This is a genomic window from Mesorhizobium sp. B1-1-6 (genome assembly GCF_006443035.1).
Lineage (GTDB): Bacteria > Pseudomonadota > Alphaproteobacteria > Rhizobiales > Rhizobiaceae > Mesorhizobium.
This window is the reverse complement of record NZ_VFWR01000012.1, coordinates 57,925-78,960: the sequence shown is the minus strand read 5'-3', so window position 1 is coordinate 78,960 and position 21,036 is coordinate 57,925. Positions and strand designations below refer to the sequence as shown.

The 21,036-nt window shown below is 64.5% G+C and carries 20 protein-coding genes; 7 read left to right on the top strand and 13 right to left on the bottom strand.

Translation table 11 applies throughout. The annotated features are described in order from the left end of the window. Nucleotides 1–54: 54 nt before the first annotated feature. Entirely contained in the window at nucleotides 55–1,374 is a 1,320-nt protein-coding gene (locus FJ979_RS23100) for a sugar ABC transporter substrate-binding protein (protein WP_140583889.1), read from the bottom strand. A 168-nt stretch (nucleotides 1,375–1,542) separates the two neighbouring features. Between FJ979_RS23100 and FJ979_RS23095 the strand changes: the two genes are divergently transcribed. Then, a complete protein-coding gene (locus FJ979_RS23095) occupies nucleotides 1,543–2,328 on the top strand; it encodes an IclR family transcriptional regulator (protein WP_140497617.1) in 786 nt (261 codons plus the stop codon). 62 nt (nucleotides 2,329–2,390) lie between these two features. After that, nucleotides 2,391–3,227 carry an amidohydrolase gene (locus FJ979_RS23090; protein ID WP_140514526.1) on the top strand — a complete coding sequence of 279 codons (837 nt, stop codon included), beginning with the start codon at nucleotides 2,391–2,393 and terminating at the stop codon, nucleotides 3,225–3,227. Nucleotides 3,228–3,247: 20 nt separating this feature from the next. On the opposite strand, the gene FJ979_RS23085 is transcribed toward FJ979_RS23090, so the two are convergent. The 8 genes from FJ979_RS23085 to FJ979_RS23050 form a co-directional block, all read right to left on the bottom strand. Beyond that, nucleotides 3,248–4,216 (bottom strand): ABC transporter permease, encoded by a 969-nt coding sequence (locus FJ979_RS23085; RefSeq protein ID WP_140562010.1) that lies wholly within the window; start codon nucleotides 4,214–4,216, stop codon nucleotides 3,248–3,250. A gap of 1 nt (nucleotide 4,217) precedes the next feature. Next, the gene (locus FJ979_RS23080) at nucleotides 4,218–5,168 is read right to left on the bottom strand and encodes an ABC transporter permease (protein WP_140497623.1); all 951 of its coding nucleotides are present in this window, start codon (nucleotides 5,166–5,168) and stop codon (nucleotides 4,218–4,220) included. After that, nucleotides 5,165–5,905 (bottom strand): ATP-binding cassette domain-containing protein, encoded by a 741-nt coding sequence (locus FJ979_RS23075; RefSeq protein WP_140583887.1) that lies wholly within the window; start codon nucleotides 5,903–5,905, stop codon nucleotides 5,165–5,167. Before FJ979_RS23075 ends, FJ979_RS23080 begins: the two co-directional genes overlap by 4 nt. Continuing rightward, nucleotides 5,898–6,635 carry an ATP-binding cassette domain-containing protein gene (locus FJ979_RS23070; protein ID WP_140583885.1) on the bottom strand — a complete coding sequence of 246 codons (738 nt, stop codon included), beginning with the start codon at nucleotides 6,633–6,635 and terminating at the stop codon, nucleotides 5,898–5,900. Before FJ979_RS23070 ends, FJ979_RS23075 begins: the two co-directional genes overlap by 8 nt. A 72-nt stretch (nucleotides 6,636–6,707) precedes the next feature. Then, nucleotides 6,708–7,895: an ABC transporter substrate-binding protein gene (locus FJ979_RS23065; protein ID WP_140562013.1), complete on the bottom strand. Its 1,188-nt coding sequence runs from the start codon at nucleotides 7,893–7,895 to the stop codon at nucleotides 6,708–6,710. Nucleotides 7,896–7,917: 22 nt separating this feature from the next. Then, nucleotides 7,918–9,063 carry an extracellular solute-binding protein gene (locus tag FJ979_RS23060; protein ID WP_140562076.1) on the bottom strand — a complete coding sequence of 382 codons (1,146 nt, stop codon included), beginning with the start codon at nucleotides 9,061–9,063 and terminating at the stop codon, nucleotides 7,918–7,920. A 32-nt stretch (nucleotides 9,064–9,095) separates the two neighbouring features. Continuing rightward, the gene (locus FJ979_RS23055; protein ID WP_140497632.1) at nucleotides 9,096–10,256 is read right to left on the bottom strand and encodes a CaiB/BaiF CoA-transferase family protein; all 1,161 of its coding nucleotides are present in this window, start codon (nucleotides 10,254–10,256) and stop codon (nucleotides 9,096–9,098) included. A 2-nt stretch (nucleotides 10,257–10,258) separates the two neighbouring features. Further along, a complete protein-coding gene (locus FJ979_RS23050) occupies nucleotides 10,259–10,810 on the bottom strand; it encodes a MaoC family dehydratase (RefSeq protein WP_140583884.1) in 552 nt (183 codons plus the stop codon). 199 nt (nucleotides 10,811–11,009) lie between these two features. On the opposite strand from FJ979_RS23050, the gene FJ979_RS23045 reads away from it, so the two are divergent. Next, the gene (locus FJ979_RS23045; protein WP_140583882.1) at nucleotides 11,010–12,107 is read left to right on the top strand and encodes a lactonase family protein; all 1,098 of its coding nucleotides are present in this window, start codon (nucleotides 11,010–11,012) and stop codon (nucleotides 12,105–12,107) included. 298 nt (nucleotides 12,108–12,405) lie between these two features. On the opposite strand, the gene FJ979_RS23040 is transcribed toward FJ979_RS23045, so the two are convergent. The 3 genes from FJ979_RS23040 to FJ979_RS23030 all read right to left on the bottom strand — a co-directional run bounded on the left by FJ979_RS23040 (nucleotide 12,406) and on the right by FJ979_RS23030 (nucleotide 15,004). Further along, nucleotides 12,406–13,395 (bottom strand): Tim44 domain-containing protein, encoded by a 990-nt coding sequence (locus FJ979_RS23040; protein WP_140520942.1) that lies wholly within the window; start codon nucleotides 13,393–13,395, stop codon nucleotides 12,406–12,408. Nucleotides 13,396–13,463: 68 nt separating this feature from the next. Beyond that, nucleotides 13,464–13,760, bottom strand: a complete 297-nt coding sequence (locus tag FJ979_RS23035) for a zf-TFIIB domain-containing protein (protein WP_140497640.1) — start codon at nucleotides 13,758–13,760, stop codon at nucleotides 13,464–13,466. Nucleotides 13,761–14,014: 254 nt separating this feature from the next. After that, a complete protein-coding gene (locus FJ979_RS23030; RefSeq protein ID WP_140555575.1) occupies nucleotides 14,015–15,004 on the bottom strand; it encodes a zinc-dependent alcohol dehydrogenase family protein in 990 nt (329 codons plus the stop codon). 103 nt (nucleotides 15,005–15,107) lie between these two features. On the opposite strand from FJ979_RS23030, the gene FJ979_RS23025 reads away from it, so the two are divergent. Next, a complete protein-coding gene (locus tag FJ979_RS23025) occupies nucleotides 15,108–16,010 on the top strand; it encodes a LysR family transcriptional regulator (RefSeq protein WP_140514537.1) in 903 nt (300 codons plus the stop codon). 142 nt (nucleotides 16,011–16,152) lie between these two features. After that, entirely contained in the window at nucleotides 16,153–17,799 is a 1,647-nt protein-coding gene (locus FJ979_RS23020) for an acetolactate synthase large subunit (protein ID WP_140520939.1), read from the top strand. A 62-nt stretch (nucleotides 17,800–17,861) separates the two neighbouring features. Here FJ979_RS23020 and FJ979_RS23015 read toward each other — a convergent pair whose 3' ends face one another. Next, entirely contained in the window at nucleotides 17,862–18,509 is a 648-nt protein-coding gene (locus FJ979_RS23015) for a GNAT family N-acetyltransferase (protein ID WP_181168572.1), read from the bottom strand. 166 nt (nucleotides 18,510–18,675) lie between these two features. On the opposite strand from FJ979_RS23015, the gene FJ979_RS23010 reads away from it, so the two are divergent. Together FJ979_RS23010 and FJ979_RS23005 are read left to right on the top strand one after the other, a co-directional pair. Further along, nucleotides 18,676–19,977, top strand: coding sequence for an ArgE/DapE family deacylase (locus FJ979_RS23010; protein ID WP_181168571.1), 1,302 nt, complete (start codon nucleotides 18,676–18,678; stop codon nucleotides 19,975–19,977). Then, nucleotides 19,974–21,032: a phosphotransferase gene (locus FJ979_RS23005; protein WP_140583881.1), complete on the top strand. Its 1,059-nt coding sequence runs from the start codon at nucleotides 19,974–19,976 to the stop codon at nucleotides 21,030–21,032. The genes FJ979_RS23010 and FJ979_RS23005 overlap by 4 nt, the downstream gene beginning before the upstream one ends. The last annotated feature ends 4 nt before the right edge of the window (nucleotides 21,033–21,036 follow it).

The window sequence follows — 21,036 nt, the reverse complement described above, 5'->3', positions numbered from 1 at the left end:
TAAGACGCGAGCGCCTCCCCCATCCTGATGGGGGAGGCGGCCCTGGGAGCGGTTCTACAGCTTGCCGGCGTCTTCGAGGATTTGCGTCGCCTTGGCGGCGGCTTCGTCGAGCGCCTGCTTGGACGTTTTGTCGCCGAGGATCGCCGCCTGCAATTCGGGATAGACGGCGTTCGAGATCTCGATCCATTCAGGCGTCTGCGGCACCGCGAAAGCGTGCTTGGCTTCTTCCTGGAAGGCGGAGAGAACCTCCTTCTTGTAAGGATCGTTTTCGGCCTGCTTCAGGTCCCAGTCCCAGACCGCGGTGCGGGTCGGCAGCGGGCCCGCGGCGGCTTCCAGCTTCTGGCTGTCCTCATTGGTGAGCCACCACACCAGCGATGCCGCGGCCTGCTTGTTCGGGCAGGTCTCGGTCACCGAGAAGCCATGGAAACCGGACCAGCCGGTGCGCTTGCCAGACGAGCCTTTCGGCGCGACCTTGACGCCGACATTGCCGGCGACCTTCGACGACTTCGGATCGTTGAAGAAGCCGGCCCAGCCCGGCCAGTCCAAGTTGATGGCGACGGTGCCGGAGGCAAAACCCTGGCCGAGATCGTCCCAGAGATAATTGGTGGTTCCGGCCGGCACGGCCTTGGTCTTGTAGAGGTTGACGAACCAGTCGAGCGCCCGCACGCCGGCTTCGGAGTTGAAGACCGGCTTGCCGTCCTTGTCGAGATACTCGCCGCCCTCGGCCACCACCATCTCGTAGAAGCGGCCGTTGATCGCCTCTTCTTTACCGGCGAACTGCGTGCCGTAGAAGTTGGGCGGGTTGGCGAAGAACTCGGCCTGGTCGGTGACTTCCTTCCAGGTGTCCGGCGGCACCAGATCATAGCCGTATTTCGCCTTGAACTTGGCCTTGTTGTCGGCGTTCTCGTAGAGGCTCTTCTGGTAGTAGAGGGCAGAGACGTCGAACTGCGCGCGCGGCAGCATCTCCAGCTTGCCATCTATGGTCGCCGCCTTGATCGTCGATGGCACGAAGGCGTCGATCTCTTCCTTGGGCAGCAATTTGCTGAGGTCGGTATAGAGGCCGGTATACTGCGGCGCGAAGGAGGAATGGTTCCAGCCGACGCACCAGTTGGTGCTGCCCGAGGCGATGTCGGACTTCAACTCCTTGTCGATGTCGAAGCCGTTCTTCTTGGTCAGGATGTTGACCTTGGCGCCGGTCGCCTTCTCCCATTCGGGGATGCGCTCGTAGAGCTTTTCATATTGCTGGCCGCCGATCAGCTTCACGTCCACGGTAACGCCTTCGAACTTGCCGGGCAGGTCGCCGGCAAGGGCTGCGCCTGCGCCTGACGCGAGCAACAAAGCGCCGGCGCACACGCCGGAAAGCAGTCTGTTCATTGGTATCCTCCCTGGGTGCGCCTTGGCGGCGACCGCAACTCGTCTGATGACAAGAAGCGTTACATTCATATACAAACAAAACATTCATGGAAACGTCAAGGCGAAATTTGTTTCCGTCGGCTGCGTTCCTGCGTATATGAAGAATCGATTTCACTGGAGGGAAGGCCCATGGATGACAGCGAAGACGAGCGGTATCGCGCGCCTGCGCTCGACAAGGGGCTCGACATCCTGGAACTGCTGGCCGGCGTCGACGGCGGCCTGACGCAGGCGGAAATCGCCAAGAAGCTCGACCGCAGCCCCAACGAGTTCTACCGCATGCTGGACCGGCTGGTGCGGCGCGGCTATGTCACGCGGCTCGACGGTGACCGGTATTCACTGACGCTCAAGCTGTTCGGCCTGGCGCAACTGCACGCGCCGGTGCGGCGGCTGGTTTCCTACGCGACGCCGTTGATGCGGGAGCTGGCAGAGACGTCGCAACAGGCCAACCAACTTGTTGTTTTCGATCGCGGTTCGGCCGTGGTGATTGGCCAGCAGGAGGCGCCGAACTACTGGGGCATCTCGATCCGGGTCGGTGCCCACATCAGCCTGTTCGACACCGGTTCGGGACATGTGCTGCTCGCTTTCCGTTCGCAGGAGGAGCGCCAGATGATGATCTCCGAACATGTCCGCAGCACCGACAATACGGCGCAGCCGCCCGAGTTCTTTGCCCGTCTCGACCAGATCAGGGAACGGGGATATGAGATGATGGCCTCGATGCAGACTGCCGGCGTCTACAATCTGTCGGCACCGGTGCGCGGCTCCGACGGCAAGGCCATCGCGGCGCTTTCGATTCCTTACATCACCGTCGTCAACGCACCGTCCGCGCCGGACATGACCCGCACCATCGAACTGCTGCTGGCCACATGTGAGAAGCTATCGCGTCTGGCCGGGTCGGCCGTCGGTTCATCGGCGTAATTCTTATTTGAATGAAGAATTCCTCCGTGAGATGATGTGAAAGATACGGGAGGAGCCCTGCCATGATCATCGACACCCACCTGCACCTCATCGACCGCTCGGCCTTGCGCTACCCGTGGCTTGCCGGCGTGCCCGCTCTCAACCGCGACTTCTCCTATGAGGAGTACGGCGTGGAAGCTCAACGTGTCGGCGTCGAGCGTGTGCTGCATATGGAGGTCGATGTCGACCCTGCCGATATCGAGGCCGAGACCGAACGTGTCGAAGGCCTGTCGAGACAGGCCGGCAGCATGCTGGCCGGGGCGATCGCCGCCTGCCGTCCGGAAGAGGCCAATTTTGCGGCCTATCTCGAGCGCCAGCGAGCAAAGCCGTTCGTCAAGGGTTTTCGCCGCGTCCTCCACGTCATGCCCGATGAACTCTCGGAAGGCGCGCTATTCCGGGACAGCATCCGGCGGCTCGGCGGCACCGGGCTCACCTTCGATCTCGTCGTGCTACCGCATCAGATTCCCAAGGCGATCGCGCTCGCCGATCTGGCGCCCGACGTCCAGTTCGTGCTCGACCATTGCGGCGTCCCCGACATCAAGGGCAATGGCGAGCATCCGTGGCGCGAACACATGAGCGAAATCGCGCGGCGTCCCAACGTCGTGGCCAAGATTTCCGGCGTCGTCGCCTATGCGGATCCCGGCAGTTGGACGGTCGAGACGCTGCGGCCCTATGTCGAACACACGATCGGTTCGTTCGGATGGGATCGTGTTGTCTGGGGCAGCGATTGGCCGGTCTGCACGCTGGGTGGCGGTCTCTCGACCTGGGTGGCGGCGACCCATGCGCTGCTTGCCGGTTGCAGTGTTGCGGAACGCGACAGGCTGCTCTCGGTGAACGCCCGCAAGCTCTGGCGGCTTTAACCGGCTCTGCTTGGGGCTCTTCAGATCGTCGCCGAAACGTGCCGTTCGCGGCCGTAGAGCGACACCAACAGCACGATGATGAAGCCGAGTGCTGCCTGCACCGCCGAGGGCTGGAAGCCCAGCCCGATGAGCAGCGTGTTGATCTCGGTCAGCACCAGCACGCCGGCAATGGTCCCGAGATAGCTGCCGCGCCCGCCGACCAGCGCCGCGCCGCCGACGACCACGGCCGCGATGGTCTGGAACAGGTAGGGCTGCCCGACATCGCCATAGGCCGAGCCGGTGAAGCCGAGCAGCAGAACGCCCGCCACCGCGGCGAAGAAGGCGCTTGCCGCATAGGTGATCACCCACATGCGGACGGGATCGATCAGCGCCAGAGGCGCGGCACCCGGATTGCTGCCGAGTGCGTAGAGCCGGCGCCCATAGGGCGTCCGCTCCAGCACCAGGACGACGAGCGCCGCCAGCACGACAAGACAGGGCACCAGCCATGGAACCGGCAGTGGCCCGGCCGATCCGCCGATCGACACGAAGCTCGAAACCGCTTGCGGCGCGGAGCCTGAAGGGAAGCCCGCGGTCCATAAAAGCACCAGCCCTTGCACGACCATGCCGATGCCGAGCGTGACGATAAGCGGCTGGATGTCGAGGCTGCGCGCGATGAGCCCGTTCAGGCCACCGATAAGGATCGCCAGCACGCCGACGAGGCCGCAGACCAGGACAAAATTCCAGCCATCGCCGTAGAGTTGCGCGGCCACGACATTGGCAAAGCCGATGACGAACGGGATCGACAGGTCGATGCCGCCCATGATGACGACCAGCGTCTGCCCGATCGAGGCGACGGCGAGCAGCGAGGCAAGCACCAGCATGGCGCGCACCGCAAACGGGCTGGAGTAGCCCGGAATGAGGATGATGCCGGCAAGATGCAGAAGGGCGGCAACACAGAAGGCCCCGACGACACGGGCATTGGTTGTCGCGAATAGATTTCGGCCAGCCATGTCAGCGCCTCCCGATGGCAAAGCGTTCCTGCAGCGCGGTCAGCATCACCGCCAGCACCAGTATGGCGCCGTAGGCGATCTGCAGCACGAAGGTCGAGACGTTGAACGTCGTCAGCACGCTTTGCAGCAGGAAGATGTCGACAGCGCCGATCGCGGCACCCGCGACGCCACCACGGCCGCCGGCAAGACTGACACCGCCGAGCGCCACGGCGGCGATGGCGATCAGCGTGTAGGTCGGGCCGATGTTGGGATCGGCCGACCCGATCAGCGCAGTCAGCATCAGTCCGGCGCAGCCGCCCAGGATGCCGGTCATGACATAGGCGATGAAGCGCACGAGCGTGACGTCGACGCCGGCCGTATAGGCGGCGCGATCGTCGCTGCCGACCGCCATCAGCTGGTCGTAATAAGGGCTGCGCCGCACCAGCCACCAAAAAAGGAACATCAAGGCCAGCGGCAGAAGCGAGAGTGGGCCCGCCAGGGCTTTCAGCCAGGCCGGCGCCGGGCCGATCGGCGCCGGCAGGATGGTCAGCGTCACCCCCGTCAGGATCAGATAGGTGCCGAGCGTGGCCACGATCGGCTGGATGCGCACGATGGTCGCCAGGAAACCGTTCGCCGCCCCGACCAGCGCACCGATGAGCAGCGCCGCCGGAACAAGCGCCAGCGGCGAGGATATTCCGGCGCGCAGGAAAAGCACCTGGATCACGATGGCGTTGACGAAGCCCATCAGCGGCCCGACCGAAATATCGATGCCGCCGCGCCCGGCGAGGATCACCGGCGTCGAGGCGATGGCCGCACCGATCAGCGGCGCCGCCAGACCAACCAGCGCACCCCAGGAGCCCGGCTGGAACCGTGCCGGGCTCAGCATCAGATTGATCGCCAGCAGGGCGATCAGCAGTACGACGGCGAAGCCGACGCTTCGGCCGAGGGACAGGATGCGTGCGAAGGGTCTCATGCCGCGCGTCCGAACATGGCTGCGATCACGTTCCCGGTGGTCATCGCCTGGCCGGCGATTTCCGCCACGACTTCATTTTCGCGGAACACCAGCACGCGATGGCAGAGAAGAAGGATCTCCTCGATCTCGCTGGACAGGATGACGAGCCCCATGCCGTCGGAAGCCAGCCCGCGAAAGACGTCGTAGAGAACATGCCGGGTCGCTACGTCGACGCCGCGCGTCGGGTCGTTGAGAAGCAACATTGCGGGGTCCAGCGCCAGGGCCCGCGCCAACAGCACCTTCTGCTGGTTGCCGCCGGACAGGGTGGTGATCGGCGCGTCGGGCCGAGGCGCCGATATCGACAGCCTTTCGCGATAGGCCTCGTAGCGCGCCTTGCGCGCCGCCGGGCTGATCAGGCCGAGGCGGGTATCGCGAGACAGCGTCGAGACGGCGAAATTGTCGAGCACCGATTGCGTCGGGAAAATGCCTTTGGCACGCCCGCGCGGAAGATAGGCGATGCCGCTCGATACGGCCTTGCGGAAGCCGGTGATGGCGCGGGATGCGCCGGGCAGATCGAGGGTTATCGAACCGCCAAACGGCGCGACTAGGCCGGCGAGCATCTCGAGGAAAAGCTCCTGGCCGTGGCCATCCAGGCCGGCGAGCCCAACGATCTCGCCGGCGGCGACCGCCTGCATGATCGGGCTGGCGTCCGGTGCGATGATGAGGTCGCGGATAGTGAGGGCGGCGCGATCAGCCATGCGCCAGCTCCGCGGCGGTGCGTGGCGCCATCGCCTTGAGAAGCTCCGCCGGCGTCGAAGCGCCGCGCTCCTCGGTGCGCACCACGCTGCCGCCGCGCAGGATCGAGATGCGATCCGAAAGCGACGTCACCTCATCCATGCGGTGGGTGATGAACAGGATCAGGCAGCCTTCGCCGGCAAGCGTGCGCATCAGCGAAAAAACGGACTCGCGGTCGGCGAAGTCGAGTGCTGCGGTCACTTCGTCGAGGATCAGGATCTTTGGATCGCGCACGACCGCACGAGCAAGAACGACGAGTTGCTGTGCTGCGAGCGCCAACTGCCCGGCGGGCATGTCGAGCGGAACGTTGGTGACGGCGAAACGTTTGAGGGCGGCGGCTGCCCTGTCGCGCCGCTCGTTGCGGGGAACCGCGCGCCGGACCAGGCCGTCGAGGCCAAGCAGGATATTGTCGGTCACGCTGCGGTCCGGCGCGATCAGCACTTCCTGGAAGACCGTGGCGAAGCCTTGCGCCTGGAAAGCCGAGGGGGTTCCGCCCGAAAACGGCCTGCCTTGCAGCAGGACCGTGCCGCTGTCGGGCTGAACGATGCCGGACAGCAGCTTGACCATGGTGCTCTTGCCCGAACCATTCTCGCCCAGGATGGTGTGGATGGTTCCTGCCCGGAACGCGATCGAGGCGTCCGCAAGCGCGACCGTCTCGCCATAGCGTTTGGATATGTTTCTGATTTCAAGCATGTCGCGTTTCGAAGCTGGCAAGCCGGCCCTCCGAAAGGAGCCGGCTTGTCGAGGTCTTATCTGGCCCAGGCGTCACTTCGCGCAGGCGTCTGGCACCTTCGAATAGTCCCATCCCTTGGTCGGCGCCGGGTTGGAGAAATAGGCGTCGAGCCATTCTTCCGGCATCGGATCCTTGGGCGGCACCGGGAAGATCGATACGGCATCCGTCGTCATGCAGTCCTTGTACCAGGCGCCGAGATCGGCATTGTGGACCGGCGGAATCGGAATGAGCAGCGTGTTCAGCTTCGGCTTCTGGCCGTCGAGCATGCGTTCGCCGACGCGAAACAGCGTTTCGGCGGTCCAGTGCGGCAGCACGGCATGGCCCTCGAAGCGGTACTTGTCGGGATTGGCCTTCCAGTAGCCCAGGGCATCGCCGGTGATCGAACCGGTGATCAGCGGCGCCGGCCGGCCGGCTTCGGCGAACGCCTCCGCGACGACGCGGCTTTCGCTGCCTGTCGTCCACACCGCATCGATCGGCGCCGGGTTGGTGGCGATCGCCTGCAGCACCACCGTCTTGGTGACATTGGCCGTCCAATTGCCGTTGACCGTGCGCGAGATCTTCAGCTTGGGGTTTTCCGCCAGCGCCTTGTCGGCGCCCTGGCGCTCCTGAACCACGATCGGGTGGCCGGCGATGCCCTCGACCAGCAGGATGCTGGCGCCATCAGGCTTGGCCTTGCCGATCGCCGTCATCATGTCGTAGCCCCAGCGCGCATAGTTGGAATCGACATTGATCGCGTTCGGGCTGGTCACCGAACCGGCGGCGGTGATGAACGGGATGCCTGCCTTGGCGGCCGCATCGATGGCGTCATCGAGCGCTGTTGCCGAGCCCGGGATCGAGGTGATGATCGAGCACTTCTTGTCGATGAAGGCGCGGATCTGGTTGATCTGCTGGCTGGCGTCGTTGTTGGAATCCGACACTTCGAAGCTGGAGACGGTGCCGTCGGCGATCAGCCCGTCGACCAGGCGCTTCAGCTCCTTGGTGACGGTGACCCGCCAGGGGTTGCCCTGGTAGGATTCCGAATGGCACCATTTCCATGGCTTGGACGGCGGGTTGAAATTGTCCCAGGCCGATGGCAGCACCGTCTGCGGCGCGCCGTCATATTGCGCCTTGAGTTCATCGGGCAGCCCGCTGATGACGCCTTGTACGTCTTCGGCAAAAGCTGTCGTTGCGAGTGAGGCGAAGGCGGTTGCGGCCACAAGGCCGCGGATCAGGCTTTTCATTTGTCTCCTCCGTTCAATTTTTTCAGGCTCCTCCACCGGCAGTGCCGGTCGCCTGCGCCGGGGCGCTCTGCCGAAACAGGCGATTGAGATCGGCAATGACCTGGCTGGAACGATGCCCTGAGGTCATGCCGGAATTGACGCGGTCGGACGCGGCCTGCTGGAACGCCATGTAACCATCATGGCGAGGCCGCACCCATGCGCCCTCCAGGGTCGCGCGCGTATCGCGATAGAAATTGCCGGTCGCCGCATTGACGGCCTGATCCTCCCAGGCCGCGGCATGGCCGGGCTGTCCGCCGGCCGCGGCATAGGGGCCACGCTGGACCTCGCCGCTGGCGAGCCAGTAGGCGAAATCGGTTGCCGCCTCTTTCGCCTTCGAGAAGGCCGACACCGCTATGCCTGTGCCGCCAAGCGCCGTGCCAATCGGGCCGCTGGATCCGACAACAGGGATGTCGCCAAATGCCAGGCGATGTGGGCGAAACCCGGCCATCGCGTAGGAAACATAGCCGTAGATCAGCGGTGCGCAGACGATCGGGGATCCGGCCTGCGCCATCCGCTCTGAAACGGCGATCGGATCCATCTCGAAGCAGGCCGGGTCGACCAGCGCGGCAATCTCGCGCATTGTCTCGAAGACTTCGCTGCCGGCCTCGCCGTCGATGAGATCGTTGGATGGGTCGGTCGCGCAAGCATGCCCGAGATTGCCTGCGAGCGTGAAGAACACCATCATCGAATGCGGTGGCCGCAACGGCAGCAGCACGCGTGCCTGCCGGGCGAGATCGAGCACTTCGCTCCATCGCGATGGCGGTGCGCCAAGCGCATCGGGCCGCCATGCCTGGACCTGCGTCGCGGCATCGATGGGAAACGCCCACTGCCGTCCCTGCCATGTGTAACTCGGATAGGACTGGCCGACGCTGCCGGAGGAAAGTGCCGCGCGCTCCGCCTCGCGGCCGGCGACATCGAGCGGCTCCAGGCAGCGTTCGGCGGTGATCTGGCCGACATGCGGATGGTCGATGACGATCAGATCATAGGCGCGCGCCAGTTCCTCGACCGGGAAGGACTCGAAGTCCTGCAGCGAACGCTTGTCCCATTCGACGGCAATGCCGGTTTTCTGCTTCCACAGCGACGAGCAGGCGACCATCGGATCATAGCCGCGCGGATGGTTCCAGGTCATGCCCCTGAGCGTGGGCTTTAGGAAGCGCGTGGTCACAGGCCGAACTCCTCGCGGATCGCGGCGCTATGCTCGCCGATGCGCGGTGCTGCCCGGTCGACCTTGGCCCTGATGCCGTCGACCCTGAGCGGCGAACTGGTGGTAAGGATCGAGACATCGTCCTCGCGCGTCACCGTCTGCAGCATGTCGAGCGACTGGAAGCCCCCGCTTGCCAGCATTTCCGGCCAGGTCAGCACCTTGGCGCACCAGATGTCGGCGGGTTCGAGAACATCAAGCCACTCGTCGACCGTCCTGGTCGCGATCCGCTGCGCGACGATCGCCTTGATGTCGTCGCGCGCGGTGAACCAGGATGCCGGCTTGTCGCGGTAGGGCGCCAGTTCCTCCAGCGACAGCAGGTCGGCGAGTTTCGGGATCGGTGTCATGGCGATGGCGAGATAGCCGTCCTTGGCGGGATAGACGCCGTAAGGTGCCGACAGATAGGCATGCGCGCTGCGGAAGCTGGAGCGGCGCGGCAAACGGCGGCCGTCATTGAGATGCGTGGTCAGTACCTCGAACTGGAAGTCGACCAGCGCTTCCAGCAGGCTGGTTTCGATATGGCTGCCCTGGCCGGTGATGCCGCGCCGCACAAGGGCGGCCAGTATGCCTTGCGCGCATGCCGCGCCCGCCAGCATGTCGCCGATAGCAAGCCCGAACGGCACCGGCCCCTGGTCCTCGTCGCCGTTCAGCCACATCACCCCGGAGCGCGCCTGCGCCAGGAGGTCCTGGCCGGGCCGCTTGACCCATGGGCCGTCCTCGCCATAGCCGCTGATCGAGGCATAGACCAGGCGCGGGTTGATCTTGCGGACCGCCTCGTAGTCGAGGCCGAGCCGTTCGATGACACCCGGCCTGAAATTCTGGATCAGCACGTCGGCCTTCGCCAGCAGGCCGCGCAGCGCCTTGAGATCCGCCTCGTCCTTCAGGTCGATGGCGAGGCTTTCCTTGGCCCGGTTGATGGCATGGAAGATGGTGGAATCACCGCCGATCTCGGTGTCGCTGAGATAGAGCCGGCGCGACAGGTCGCCGCCGTCCGGACGCTCGATCTTGATGACGCGGGCGCCGAGATCCAGCAGCCTGAGCGAGCAGTAGGGCCCGGACAGGAACTGGCTCATGTCGACGACGACGAGACCGGCAAGCGGCAATTCGGCTGCTGCCGGCATTTCTACTTCTCCGTCTTGCCGAGGAAATCGGCAGGGTTGCGGTACTTCACCGTCTGCAGATGCTCGCAATAGAGTACGAGTTCGCCTTCGCCCTTGAACACCTCGTAGCTGGCGCGGATCAGCCCCATGTCCTTGTAGCGCGGCGTCTTGTCGAGGTTGGAGCGGATCGAATAGATCGTGTCGCCGATGAAGACGGGCTTTATGAAGCGGAGCTTGTCGTAGCCATAGGAAAACGCATTGACGCAATTGGTGGCGACGAGCCCCAGGCCAGCCGAGAAGACGAAGGCGCCGGCCACCAGCCGCTTGCCGAAAATGCCCTCCGTCTCGGCAAACATCTGGTCCTGCACGTAAGGATGGATGTCGAGCACCAGCGTGTTGAACAGGTGGCTGTCCCCTTCGGCCATGGTGCGGCGCAACGAGCGGATCTGCTGGCCGACCGGCCAGTCCTCGTAGAACCAGTTCTCGGCGTTCCAAACCGGCAAGGCGGCATGTTCCGCGGGCATGTTGGCCGGATGCGTCGAGGCGACGCCGACGGTCGGTGCGAAGTCGTTCATCGCTGGCTCCGCTGGCACTGCGCGAGGCACGGCACAAGTTTCGGAACACGCGTCAAGGCGCCAGATTGCACGACGTCTCCTCCCGTCAATCTTCTTTTGTAAATACTATTTTCACATATGGGGTTGCGTTGCAAGCGAGGACGGGCGAAATTTTGGCTGTTTCCGCTGCGCTCGAGCCCGGCGGAACAGGGAGGAAAACATGCGCGATGCCTGTCTGGTCTTTGTCGGCAGCCTGAACCGGGAGGCGCCCTATTTTCAGGGCGCACGCGGCGTCGGCCTCGGCGTCTACAGCTTCGACGAGGAGACGCTGGAAACACGAAAGCTGGCCGAGACCAGTGACATCGACAATCCGACCTTCCTGTCGGTGACGCCGGACGGTTCGCGCCTCTACGCCAATTCGGAAGTCTTCGCCTGGCGCGAAGGAACGGTTTCGGCCTACGGCTTCGACCGCGCCTCGGGCACGCTCACTTACCTGAACAAGCAGCCGTCACTCGGCAGCATCACCGCGCATAACACCATCACCCATGATGGCACGAAGCTGCTGGTCGCCAACTACGGCATGGGCGAGGGCGGTCCGGATCGCGCAGTCGCGGTCTATGGCTTCGACAGCGATGGCGCCTTGTCGGCTCCTCTGGCTAGCGTTTCGCACAAGGGCACTGGCCCGAATCCAGCCCGGCAGGAGCGCTCGCATGCCCATAGCGTCACCGAAACCATCGCCGGCGGAACGGCCATTGTCGCCGATCTCGGCATCGACCGGCTGGTGTCCTACCGGATCGAGCACGATGGCAATCTGACCAAACTGGCCGAATCCGCTTTGCCGCCGGGCGCCGGTCCACGCCATCTCGCCTTGCATCCGAACGGCCGTTTTGTCTTCGTCATGAACGAGCTGGATTCGACCATCGTGTCGATGGCGCTGGACAAGGCAAGCGGCAAGCTCTCGACCATCGACGCCAGGCCGGCCGTGCCGGCCGAGGCGCGCCAGGCCAATCACTGCGCCGATATCCAGATCTCGCCCGACGGCCGCTTCCTCTACGGCTCCAACCGAGGCCATGACAGCGTGGTCATCATGGCCGTCGACCAGCAAAGTGGCGCGCTGAGCCTCGTCGGCTATGTCCCTTGCGGGGGCGCCACGCCGCGCAACCTGGCGCTGACGCCGTCCGGCGGCCACTTGTTCTCGGCCAACCAGAATGCCGACCGCATCTCGATCTTCGCGCGCGACGCCGAGGGCGGCGGGCTGACCGACACCGGCCGTGCCATCGAGATCGGCACGCCGATGTGCGTCAAGATCGTGCGGTGAACCGTGCGCGACATCGGCATCGAGCTTCGGACGGAAACGGGCCGGAGCTCAGGCCGGGCGATCCGGGTTGACGGGTGCCTTCGCCGGAGCTGTTGACGGGCATTGAACGAAAAAAACCCGCCTGCGCGGCGGGTTCCTGGCGCAACTCAGCACCATAGATAAATATCTACCATAGTTGCCTTCACCCAGTCAAGAAAAAATTCCTATCTTGAGAGCTGCCGGCCATGGAAGGCTGCTGACACAGCCGGACCGGCCGTCGTCAGGCCGCCTTTGTCAACGCGAGTCCGCACGCTGGAGCTCAGGCCTGTTGGATTGCCGAGAGCTTCCAACTCGAGCCATTCTGACGCGTGAAGGTCCACAGCTCCGTCGTCTCCGTGGGATGATCCTCGTCGCCCTCGACGACCTTGCCGCTGGCCCGTTCGCGCATCACGTCGCGCGATTCATAACGCAGGGCCGCCGTGGCATAGTCGCGGTCATCCTCGCGCCAGCTTTCCGCGATGTCGGCCTGCAGGAGGGTGACGTCGGATACCTCGTTCCTGAGGCCCTTCTTCGCGTTGTCGGCCAGCTCTTCAGAGAGATAGGACACCATTTCGGGAGTCGTCGTCTTGCGCAACGCGGCATGATCCTCACGCCCGAACGCTTCCTGGACATCGCTCAACAGCTGCTGGAATGCGTCGAGGTCGGTCTGGGCGAGCCGGATTTCATCGGAACCGGTGGCCGCCGCGGAGCCTCGGCCTGAACCGCCGCCAAAGCCGGGAATGGCGAAAGAACGCGCATTGTTGGCATCGCTCTGTCCGGCTGCGCGGTTTTCAAATCGCGAGGCATTGCCGGCGCCGGCGAGCGCAGGGGCGGGGCCACGCGCGGATTGCGACCGGAAGAACCTGATTGCCAGCATGATGGCGCCACCGATCAGCACGGCCTGCAGCAGGAAACCGAACATGCCCGCCAGCCCGCCGAAGCCCTGGCCCAGGAGCAGCCCGATCAGGCCGCCGATCAGCAGGCCGCGCATCATTGTTCCACCGAAGCCGCTCATGAAGCCGGGCCTCTGCGGGCCGGCCTGCGGCTGCCGGGCCGCGGTGTTCACGCCCGTATTGGGCGTCATCGAACGCTCGACCGGAGCGGTCGGCGCCGGAGCGGTCCTGGTCGGCGGCGCTGATTGGAACGTGCGCATGCCGCGGCTGCCGAAACTGCCGCCGCGACGGGCCTCGGCATGGTCTACCGCGACCATGGAGAATGCCAGGAACAGTCCGGCAAACAGGGCGGCAAATCGGCTTGTGCGGGAAATCATCTGGACGGACCTTTATCGATGGGTTTCGGAAATTCTCGACAGACGTCGGGCCGGCTACCGGCGTGCGGTCAATCGAACAGCTCTTCGAAGAACGATTTCTTCCGTTTCGGATAGCGGTGGCCCTGCGAGCGCGCATAGTCGTCATCGCGGTCCCGGCCATGCTGGGGCTGGGAGAACGCTGCCGGCTGTGGCGCGGGCGAGGCCTCCTTGGCCGATCGCTCGATGATCTTGTCGAGTTCGCCTCGGTCAAGCCACACGCCACGGCACTGCGGGCAATAATCGATCTCGATACCCTGGCGTTCGCTCATCACGAGCGCGACGCGGCAGGAGGGGCAAACCAATCCAAGAAGGGAAGACGACGTCATATGGGGCTCCAAACCAAAAGAGATGAGCCCGCTTGACCGAAAGGATGGAAACGGGCCCGTTAAAGCGGTCCGACATCACGGTCGCGAGATGCGACAGTCAGAGGGGCCCGGCCCGCATGCGAGAGTTAGGAATGGAGAACCGCGCCTTCAAGAGCGACATTGTCCGCGAGGATCGAATTTGTTCCCCATCGCTGACGTCATTGCGCTTCGAGCGTTGGGTACCGCGCCTGCGCCAACGACCCCGGCGTCCCTGCTCAGACCGTCACCACGATCTTGCCGAACTGCTCGTTCGATTCGAGATAGCGATGCGCCTCGACGATGTGCTCGAATGGAAAGGTCCTGTCGATGATCGGCTTCAGCGTGCCGGCCTCCAGCCCTTCGAGGATGAACGCCTTGGCGGCTTCCAGCTTCGCTGGGTCGCCGGTGATCTCGTGGACGAGGTAGCCGCGCAGCGTCAATGTCTTGCCAAGCACGGCGGGCAAGGGAAACGGCGTCGGCTCGGAGCTCAACCCGCCATATTCGATGAGAATGCCACCACGGGACATCGCCGCCGCGAGCGGCTCGAAAATCGGGCCGCCGATCGCGTCCAACACGATGCGCACGCCTCGCGGCCCGGCGATCCGGCGTAGCCGCGCCTCCAGATCCTCCTCGGCCAGGACCACGACTTCAGCCGCGCCGGCGTCGAGCAGGGCCTGCTTCTTCGTCGAGGTCCGTGTCACCGCGATCGCCGTCGCGCCGACGCTGTTGGCGATCTGGATCGCGGCAAGCCCGACGCTGCTCGAGGCTGCCGTGATGACGACGAAGTCCTCGTTGCGCAGCCTGGCGATGTCTATCAGCGCGCCATAGGCGGTGAGGTACGGCATCCACATCGCGGCCGCGGTCCGCCAGTCGAGTGATATCGGATTTTTGACGACGAGCCCGGCAGGATAGGTAACAAGCTCTCCGTAAGCCGGCCAGCGGATCATCGATTGCGGCGGGATGACGCTGACGGCATCACCCGGAGCCAGACCCGTCACGGCTTCGCCGACCGCTTCGATGAGGCCTGCGGCCTCCAGGCCAAGCCCGGAGGGCAGGGTGGGCGTCTCGATATAGGTGCCCGCGCGCAGCAGCGCCTCGGCGCGATTGAGGCCGAGCGCCTTGACGCGGATCTGAACCTCGCCCGGGCCGGGTAGGGGAAGATCCACATTTTCGATCCGCAGGACCTCGGGGCCACCATGCCGATGAAAGCGAACGACGCGCGCCATTCGGTCTACTCCTAATTGTCTGAACCGAAAGGAGCTATGCCGGTAAGATGAAGTCGGATAAATGGCCTTCGGAGCAGAACAGTAGAAACCAGGAGTTTCGAATATGGATCGGCTTGAGAGCATGGCCGTGTTCGTCAGGGCGGTCGACCTCGGCTCGTTCGCGGCGGCCGCGGCCGCACTCGATCTGTCCGGACCGATGGTCGGCAAACACGTCCGGTTTCTGGAGGAGCGTCTCGGCATGCGCCTGCTCAACCGCACCACGCGCCGGCAGAACCTCACCGAGTTCGGACGCGCCTACTACGACCGCTGTCGGCTGGTGCTGGCCGAGGCCGAAGCTGCCGATCAACTTGCCGCCGGCCAAATCTCGGAGCCGCGGGGCAAGCTGCGCGTCACCATGCCGGCGCATTTCGGCCGCCACTGCGTAACACCCGTGCTGCTGAAACTGGCGCGGCAATATCCGATGCTGGAACTCGATCTGTCGCTCAGCGACCGCTTCGCCGATCTTGCCGAGGACGGCTACGATCTTGCCATCCGAACCGGTGATCTGGAGGACAGGGCAGGCGTGATCGCGCGCCGCGTCGCGAGCCAGGACATGATTGTCTGTGCGGCGCCGTCCTATCTGAAAATTCAGGGCGAGCCACGGCGGATCGAAGATCTCGCCAATCATCATGCCATCGTATATCGCCGGCTCGGCCAAGCCGTTCAGCCTTGGCTGTTCCCGCGCGAAGGACAACCAGCACAGGAGATCATGCCCGGCAGCCGGCTGCGGCTCGACGATCTCGATGCCATCGCCGATGCTTCGGCCGAGGGCATGGGGCTCGCCTGGTTGCCATGGTGGCTGGTTCGCGAGCGCATTCAGGCAGGCGCGCTGGTCGAGCTCTTGCCGGACCAGCCGCGATATCTTTATGACTGCCACGCCCTTTGGCTGCAGACGCCTCACTTGCCGCTGAAAGTTCGGCTGGCCGTCGATGCGCTGGCGGCCGCCTTGCCGAAACGGATGGCTTGATCGCCAGCGCTCGCGGCCACTCTCGTTTTGGATCGCGCGGACATTCCGTGGAGAGGCGCCTCCGGCTCTTTGAGGCATCGCTTTCCAATGTGATATGGGGCAAAGCTGGCGGCATGCACGCGCATTGCGGGAGAGACGGTTGATGACCAAAGGTTCGGATCTGTTCGTGGCGGCCCTCGAGAACGAAGGGGTCGACCGGATATTCGGCATTCCGGGCGAGGAGAATCTCGACATCGTCGAATCCATCCGCCGCTCCTCGATCCAGCTCATCCTGACCCGTCACGAGCAGGCGGCCGCCTTCATGGCCGCGACCTATGGCCGGCTCACCGGCAAGCCAGGTGTGTGCATCACCACGCTCGGCCCCGGCGCGCTCAATCTGACGACCGGCTCGGCCTATGCGCTGCTCGGCGCCATGCCGATGATCATGATCACCGGCCAGAAGGGAATCCTGTCGTCCAGGCAGGCGCGGTTCCAGATCGTCGACATCGTCGCGGCGATGAAACCGCTGACCAAGCTGTCGCGCCAGATCGTCTCGCCCAAAATGATCCCCTCGCTGGTGCGCGAAGCCTTCCGCGTCGCGCAGGAAGAGCGGCCGGGTCCCGTACATCTGGAACTGCCGGAAGACATTGCGGCGGCTGAGTGTGAGGATGTCCCGCTGGTGCCGACGCATCCGGTCGAACTGCCGCTGGCCGGTGCGGGCGCGCTCGACCGCGCCGCCCGCATGATCATCGAGGCCAAACGTCCGCTGCTGATGTTCGGCGCCGCGGCGTCGCGGCCGCGCGTCACGCCCGATGTCGCCCAGTTCGTGCTGCGCACCCAAATTCCCTATTTCACCACGCAGATGGGCAAGGGCACCGTGCCCGGCGGCACCGAACTCTACATGGGAACGGCGGCCCTTTCGGAACGCGACTACGTGCACGAGGCCATCGAACAGGCCGACCTGATCATCACCATCGGTCACGACACGGTCGAGAAGCCGCCCTTCATCATGGGCGTCAACGGGCCGAAGGTCATTCATGTCGGCTATCAAACCGCCGATGTCGAGCAGGTCTATTTCCCACAGACCGAGATCGTCGGCGACCTCGGCCCTTCGCTGGCGCTGCTGGCGGATCGCATCGAGGGCAAGATCCCCAACGCGCAGGCCCTGTTGCCGTTGCGCGAAGGCATTCTGAGCCGCATCGCCGCGCGCGCCACGGAAGACCGCTTCACGCCGCAACGCATCGTGCATGACGTGCGCGCCGTGATGCCCGCCGACGGGATCCTTGCCCTCGACAACGGCATGTACAAGATCTGGTTCGCGCGCAACTACCGCACGCGCATGGCCAACACGCTGCTGCTCGACAATGCGCTGGCCACCATGGGCGCGGGGCTGCCGTCGGCGATGATGGCGGCACTGCTCCATCCGCAGCGCCGCGTCATGGCCATCTGCGGCGATGGCGGCTTCATGATGAACAGCCAGGAACTGGAGACCGCCGTCCGGCTCAAGCTCAATCTTGTCGTCCTGCTGCTCGAGGACCACGCCTATGGCATGATCCGCTGGAAACAGGCGGTCGACGACTTTCCGGATTTCGGCATGACCTTCGGCAATCCCGATTTCGTCAAATACGCCGAGGCTTATGGCGCCAAGGGAACCAGGGTCGGCGCGATCGCCGAATTCCGGCCGGCGCTGGAACAGGCTTTTGCCGGCGGCGGCGTGCATCTCGTCGTCGTGCCCATCGACTATTCCGAAAACATCAGGGTGCTCGTCGACGAATTGCGTGAGCGGCTGCCAGCGGTGCAGGCGACCTGACGGCGGCCGGCGCCAAGGCCGTCGATGCCGCGATGCCTGGCTGGCTGGTTGCGAAGGCGTTTTCATCTGGCGTCGGGGGACCATTCCGTCTCGATCAGGGGAATCTGCGGCGCGGCGTCACGCGGCAGTGTTCCCTTGATCCTGGGATCGTCGGCGATTTCGAAGCCGGTCGCAAAGGGCTCAAATCCGCAGGCCCTGTAGAAACCGATGACACTGTGATGGTCGAAGCTGCTGGTATGCAGCCAAATGCGGCTGGGCCGGAGACGCCATGCCTGGTCGAGCGCGCCGGCCATCAGCCGCTTGCCGAAGCCGCGGCCGGTCAGGGAAGGGAACAGGCCGAAATAGGTGATCTCGATCTCGTTGTCCTCAGCCGCCGAGAACTCGACCATGCCGACATGGGCGCCGCTTTCATCATGGCCGTGATAGAGATGCTGGCGCGGATCGGCGAAATGCGTGGCGATCTCGGCATCCGACATTTCGGCAGCGCGATCCCAGAGCCAGGGAGCGCCGATCTCCAGGAAGATTGCACGGTAGGAAGCACTGTCGGGTTTCGTGATCCTTGTCATGGTCAACGGCCGCGCGAGACCCGGCACCGGCGCGCGCGCTTCCATCCATGTCACCGCATTGACGATCTTGCCGGCCGGGACCCGCCGATAGCCGACCGTTAGATTGGTGATTTCATCAGGCAATCTGCCTTCGGTGACCAACATCTGTCCTCGACCTTCCCCACCGGCGCGCAAGAAGCTGATGCCAACTCTGCGCTCGCTTGCCAAGAGGCTCCCGAGGTGGGTCAAGATTTTTGGCCCACCTGTCCCTTGCGTTTCACAGAGATGGCATATGAGATATGATACACCATCGAACGGAAAGCGGAATATCATGCCTGAGCGAATTGCCGACGAGGCCATTTTGAACGCGGTCGACGAAGGCTTCGCGCGGCAGGTGGAATTCCTCGCGAACCTCGTGCGCTTCCCCTCGCAACGCGGCGAAGAACACGCGGCCCAATCCTTCATGGCAGCCGCGTATGAAGCAGATGGCTATACGGTGGACATGTGGCGTGTCGATGTCGATGCGATTCGCGACCTGCCGGGCTTTTCGCCCGTGGCCGTCTCCTATGACGACGCCTTCAACGTCGTCGCCACCCACATGCCGCGAAACGCGACCGGCCGCTCGCTGATCCTCAACGGCCACATCGACGTCGTGCCGACGGGCCCGCTCGATCGCTGGCTGCGCGATCCCTATGATCCGGTCATCGAGGACGGCTGGATGCATGGTCGCGGCGCCGGCGACATGAAGGCTGGGCTCTCGGCCTGCCTCTACGCGCTGGCCGCACTGCGTTGCCTCGGCTATCAGCCGGCCGCGAAGGTCTTCCTGCAATCGGTGGTCGAGGAAGAGTGCACCGGCAATGGCGCGCTCGCTTGCCTGCAGCGCGGTTACCGCGCCGACGCAGCCTTCATCCCCGAACCGCTGGAGCCGAAGCTGATGCGGGCGCAGGTCGGCCCGATCTGGTTTAGGGTCGAGGTCGACGGCGATCCCCAGCATGCGTCGGGCGCTTTCTCGGCCGGCGCCAACGCCATCGAAAAGGCTTTCCTCATCATCCAGGCGTTGAAGAAGCTCGAAATCGTCTGGAACGCGCGCAAGGTCGACGACAGGCATTTCTGCGATCACTCGCATCCGATCCGTTTCAATCTGGGCAAGATCGAAGGCGGCGAATGGACATCGAGCGTCCCCGCGCGCTGCGTGTTCGAGATGCGTGTCGCCACCTATCCCGGCCAGAAGCTGGAGGATGCCAGGGCCGAGCTCGAGGCCTGTATCGCCGATGCGGCCCGCGCCGATCCGTTCCTGGCCAACCGCCCGCCCAGGATGGTCTACAACGGCTTCATGGCCGAGGGCTATGTGCTGGAGGGCGCCGACGAGATGGAAGCCGTGCTGCGCCGCAGCCATACCGCCGTCTGGGGCGAGCCGCTGCAGGAACACGTCACCTCGGCAACCACCGATGCGCGCTTCTTCGGCCTCTACGCCGATACGCCAGCCATCGTCTACGGTCCGATCTGCCGCATGCCGCATGGCTATGACGAGGCGGTGGAACTCGAATCCGTACGCAAGGTCACCCAGACGATCGCGCTGTTCATCGCTGACTGGTGTGGGCTGGAGCCTGTCGACCCCGAGGCAAGACCATGACCGGCGCCCTGACGGATGCATTCGGCGAAACGCTGGCCGAGGACGCGCCCGATGTCTCGATCGCCGAAGCGCTTGCCATCTTGCGCCAGCACTACGGCCTTGCCGGCACCGCTCAGCCCTTGCCCGGGGAGCGCGACCACAATTTTCACATCCGCACCGATGGCGAGGGCGAGTTTGTCCTGAAAATCTCGCATCCGGCGGAAGAGGCCGGCTTCACCGATTTCCAGAACAGGGCGCTGGACCACATCCTTGCGGTCGACCCCGCTTTACCGATTCCTTCGGTGCGCAAAAGCCTCGATGGCGATGCGCAGTTCGCCGTCAGCATCGGCGATTCGCAGCCGCGCATCATCCGCCTGGTCACCTATTTGCCCGGCCAGTTGCTTTCGCGCTCGCCTGTATCGCCTGTGCAAGATCGCAATCTCGGCATCTTCCTCGCTCGGCTTGGCCGGGCACTGCGCGGCTTTTTCCACCCGGCCGCCGGCAGCGATCTTTTGTGGGATATCCGCAAGGTCGCCAAGACGCGGCCCATGCTGGCACATATCGCCGATGCCGGGCGCCGGGCCATGGTCGAGCGCGTCATCGATGCCTTCGAGGAGCACGCCGCACCCGTCATCCCCAGCCTGCGCGCCCAGATCGTCCACAACGACATGAACTCGTACAATGTGGTGATGGACGCATCGCGGCCGGAGATCGTCAGCGGCATCCTCGATTTCGGCGACATGATCCATTCGCCGCTGATCTGCGATCTCGCCATCGGCGCCGTCTACCGCTGGCCAGCCGACGGTCACCCGCTGGCGCCCGCCGCGCGCTTCGTCGCCGGTTATCAGTCGGTGCAGCCGCTCGAGGCCGAGGAGATCGGCATCCTGTTCGACCTGATCCGTGCCCGCCTTGCTCTCATCGCCAACATTGCCACCTGGCAGGCGGAGCGCTTCCCGGCCAAGCGCGATTATGTGCTGCGCCTCATCACCGAGGTCTGGGCCTCGCTCGAGCGGCTGGACGGACTGTCACACAGCGATGCCCGCCGTTATTTCCTCGATCATTCCAATCCGGAGTAGACGC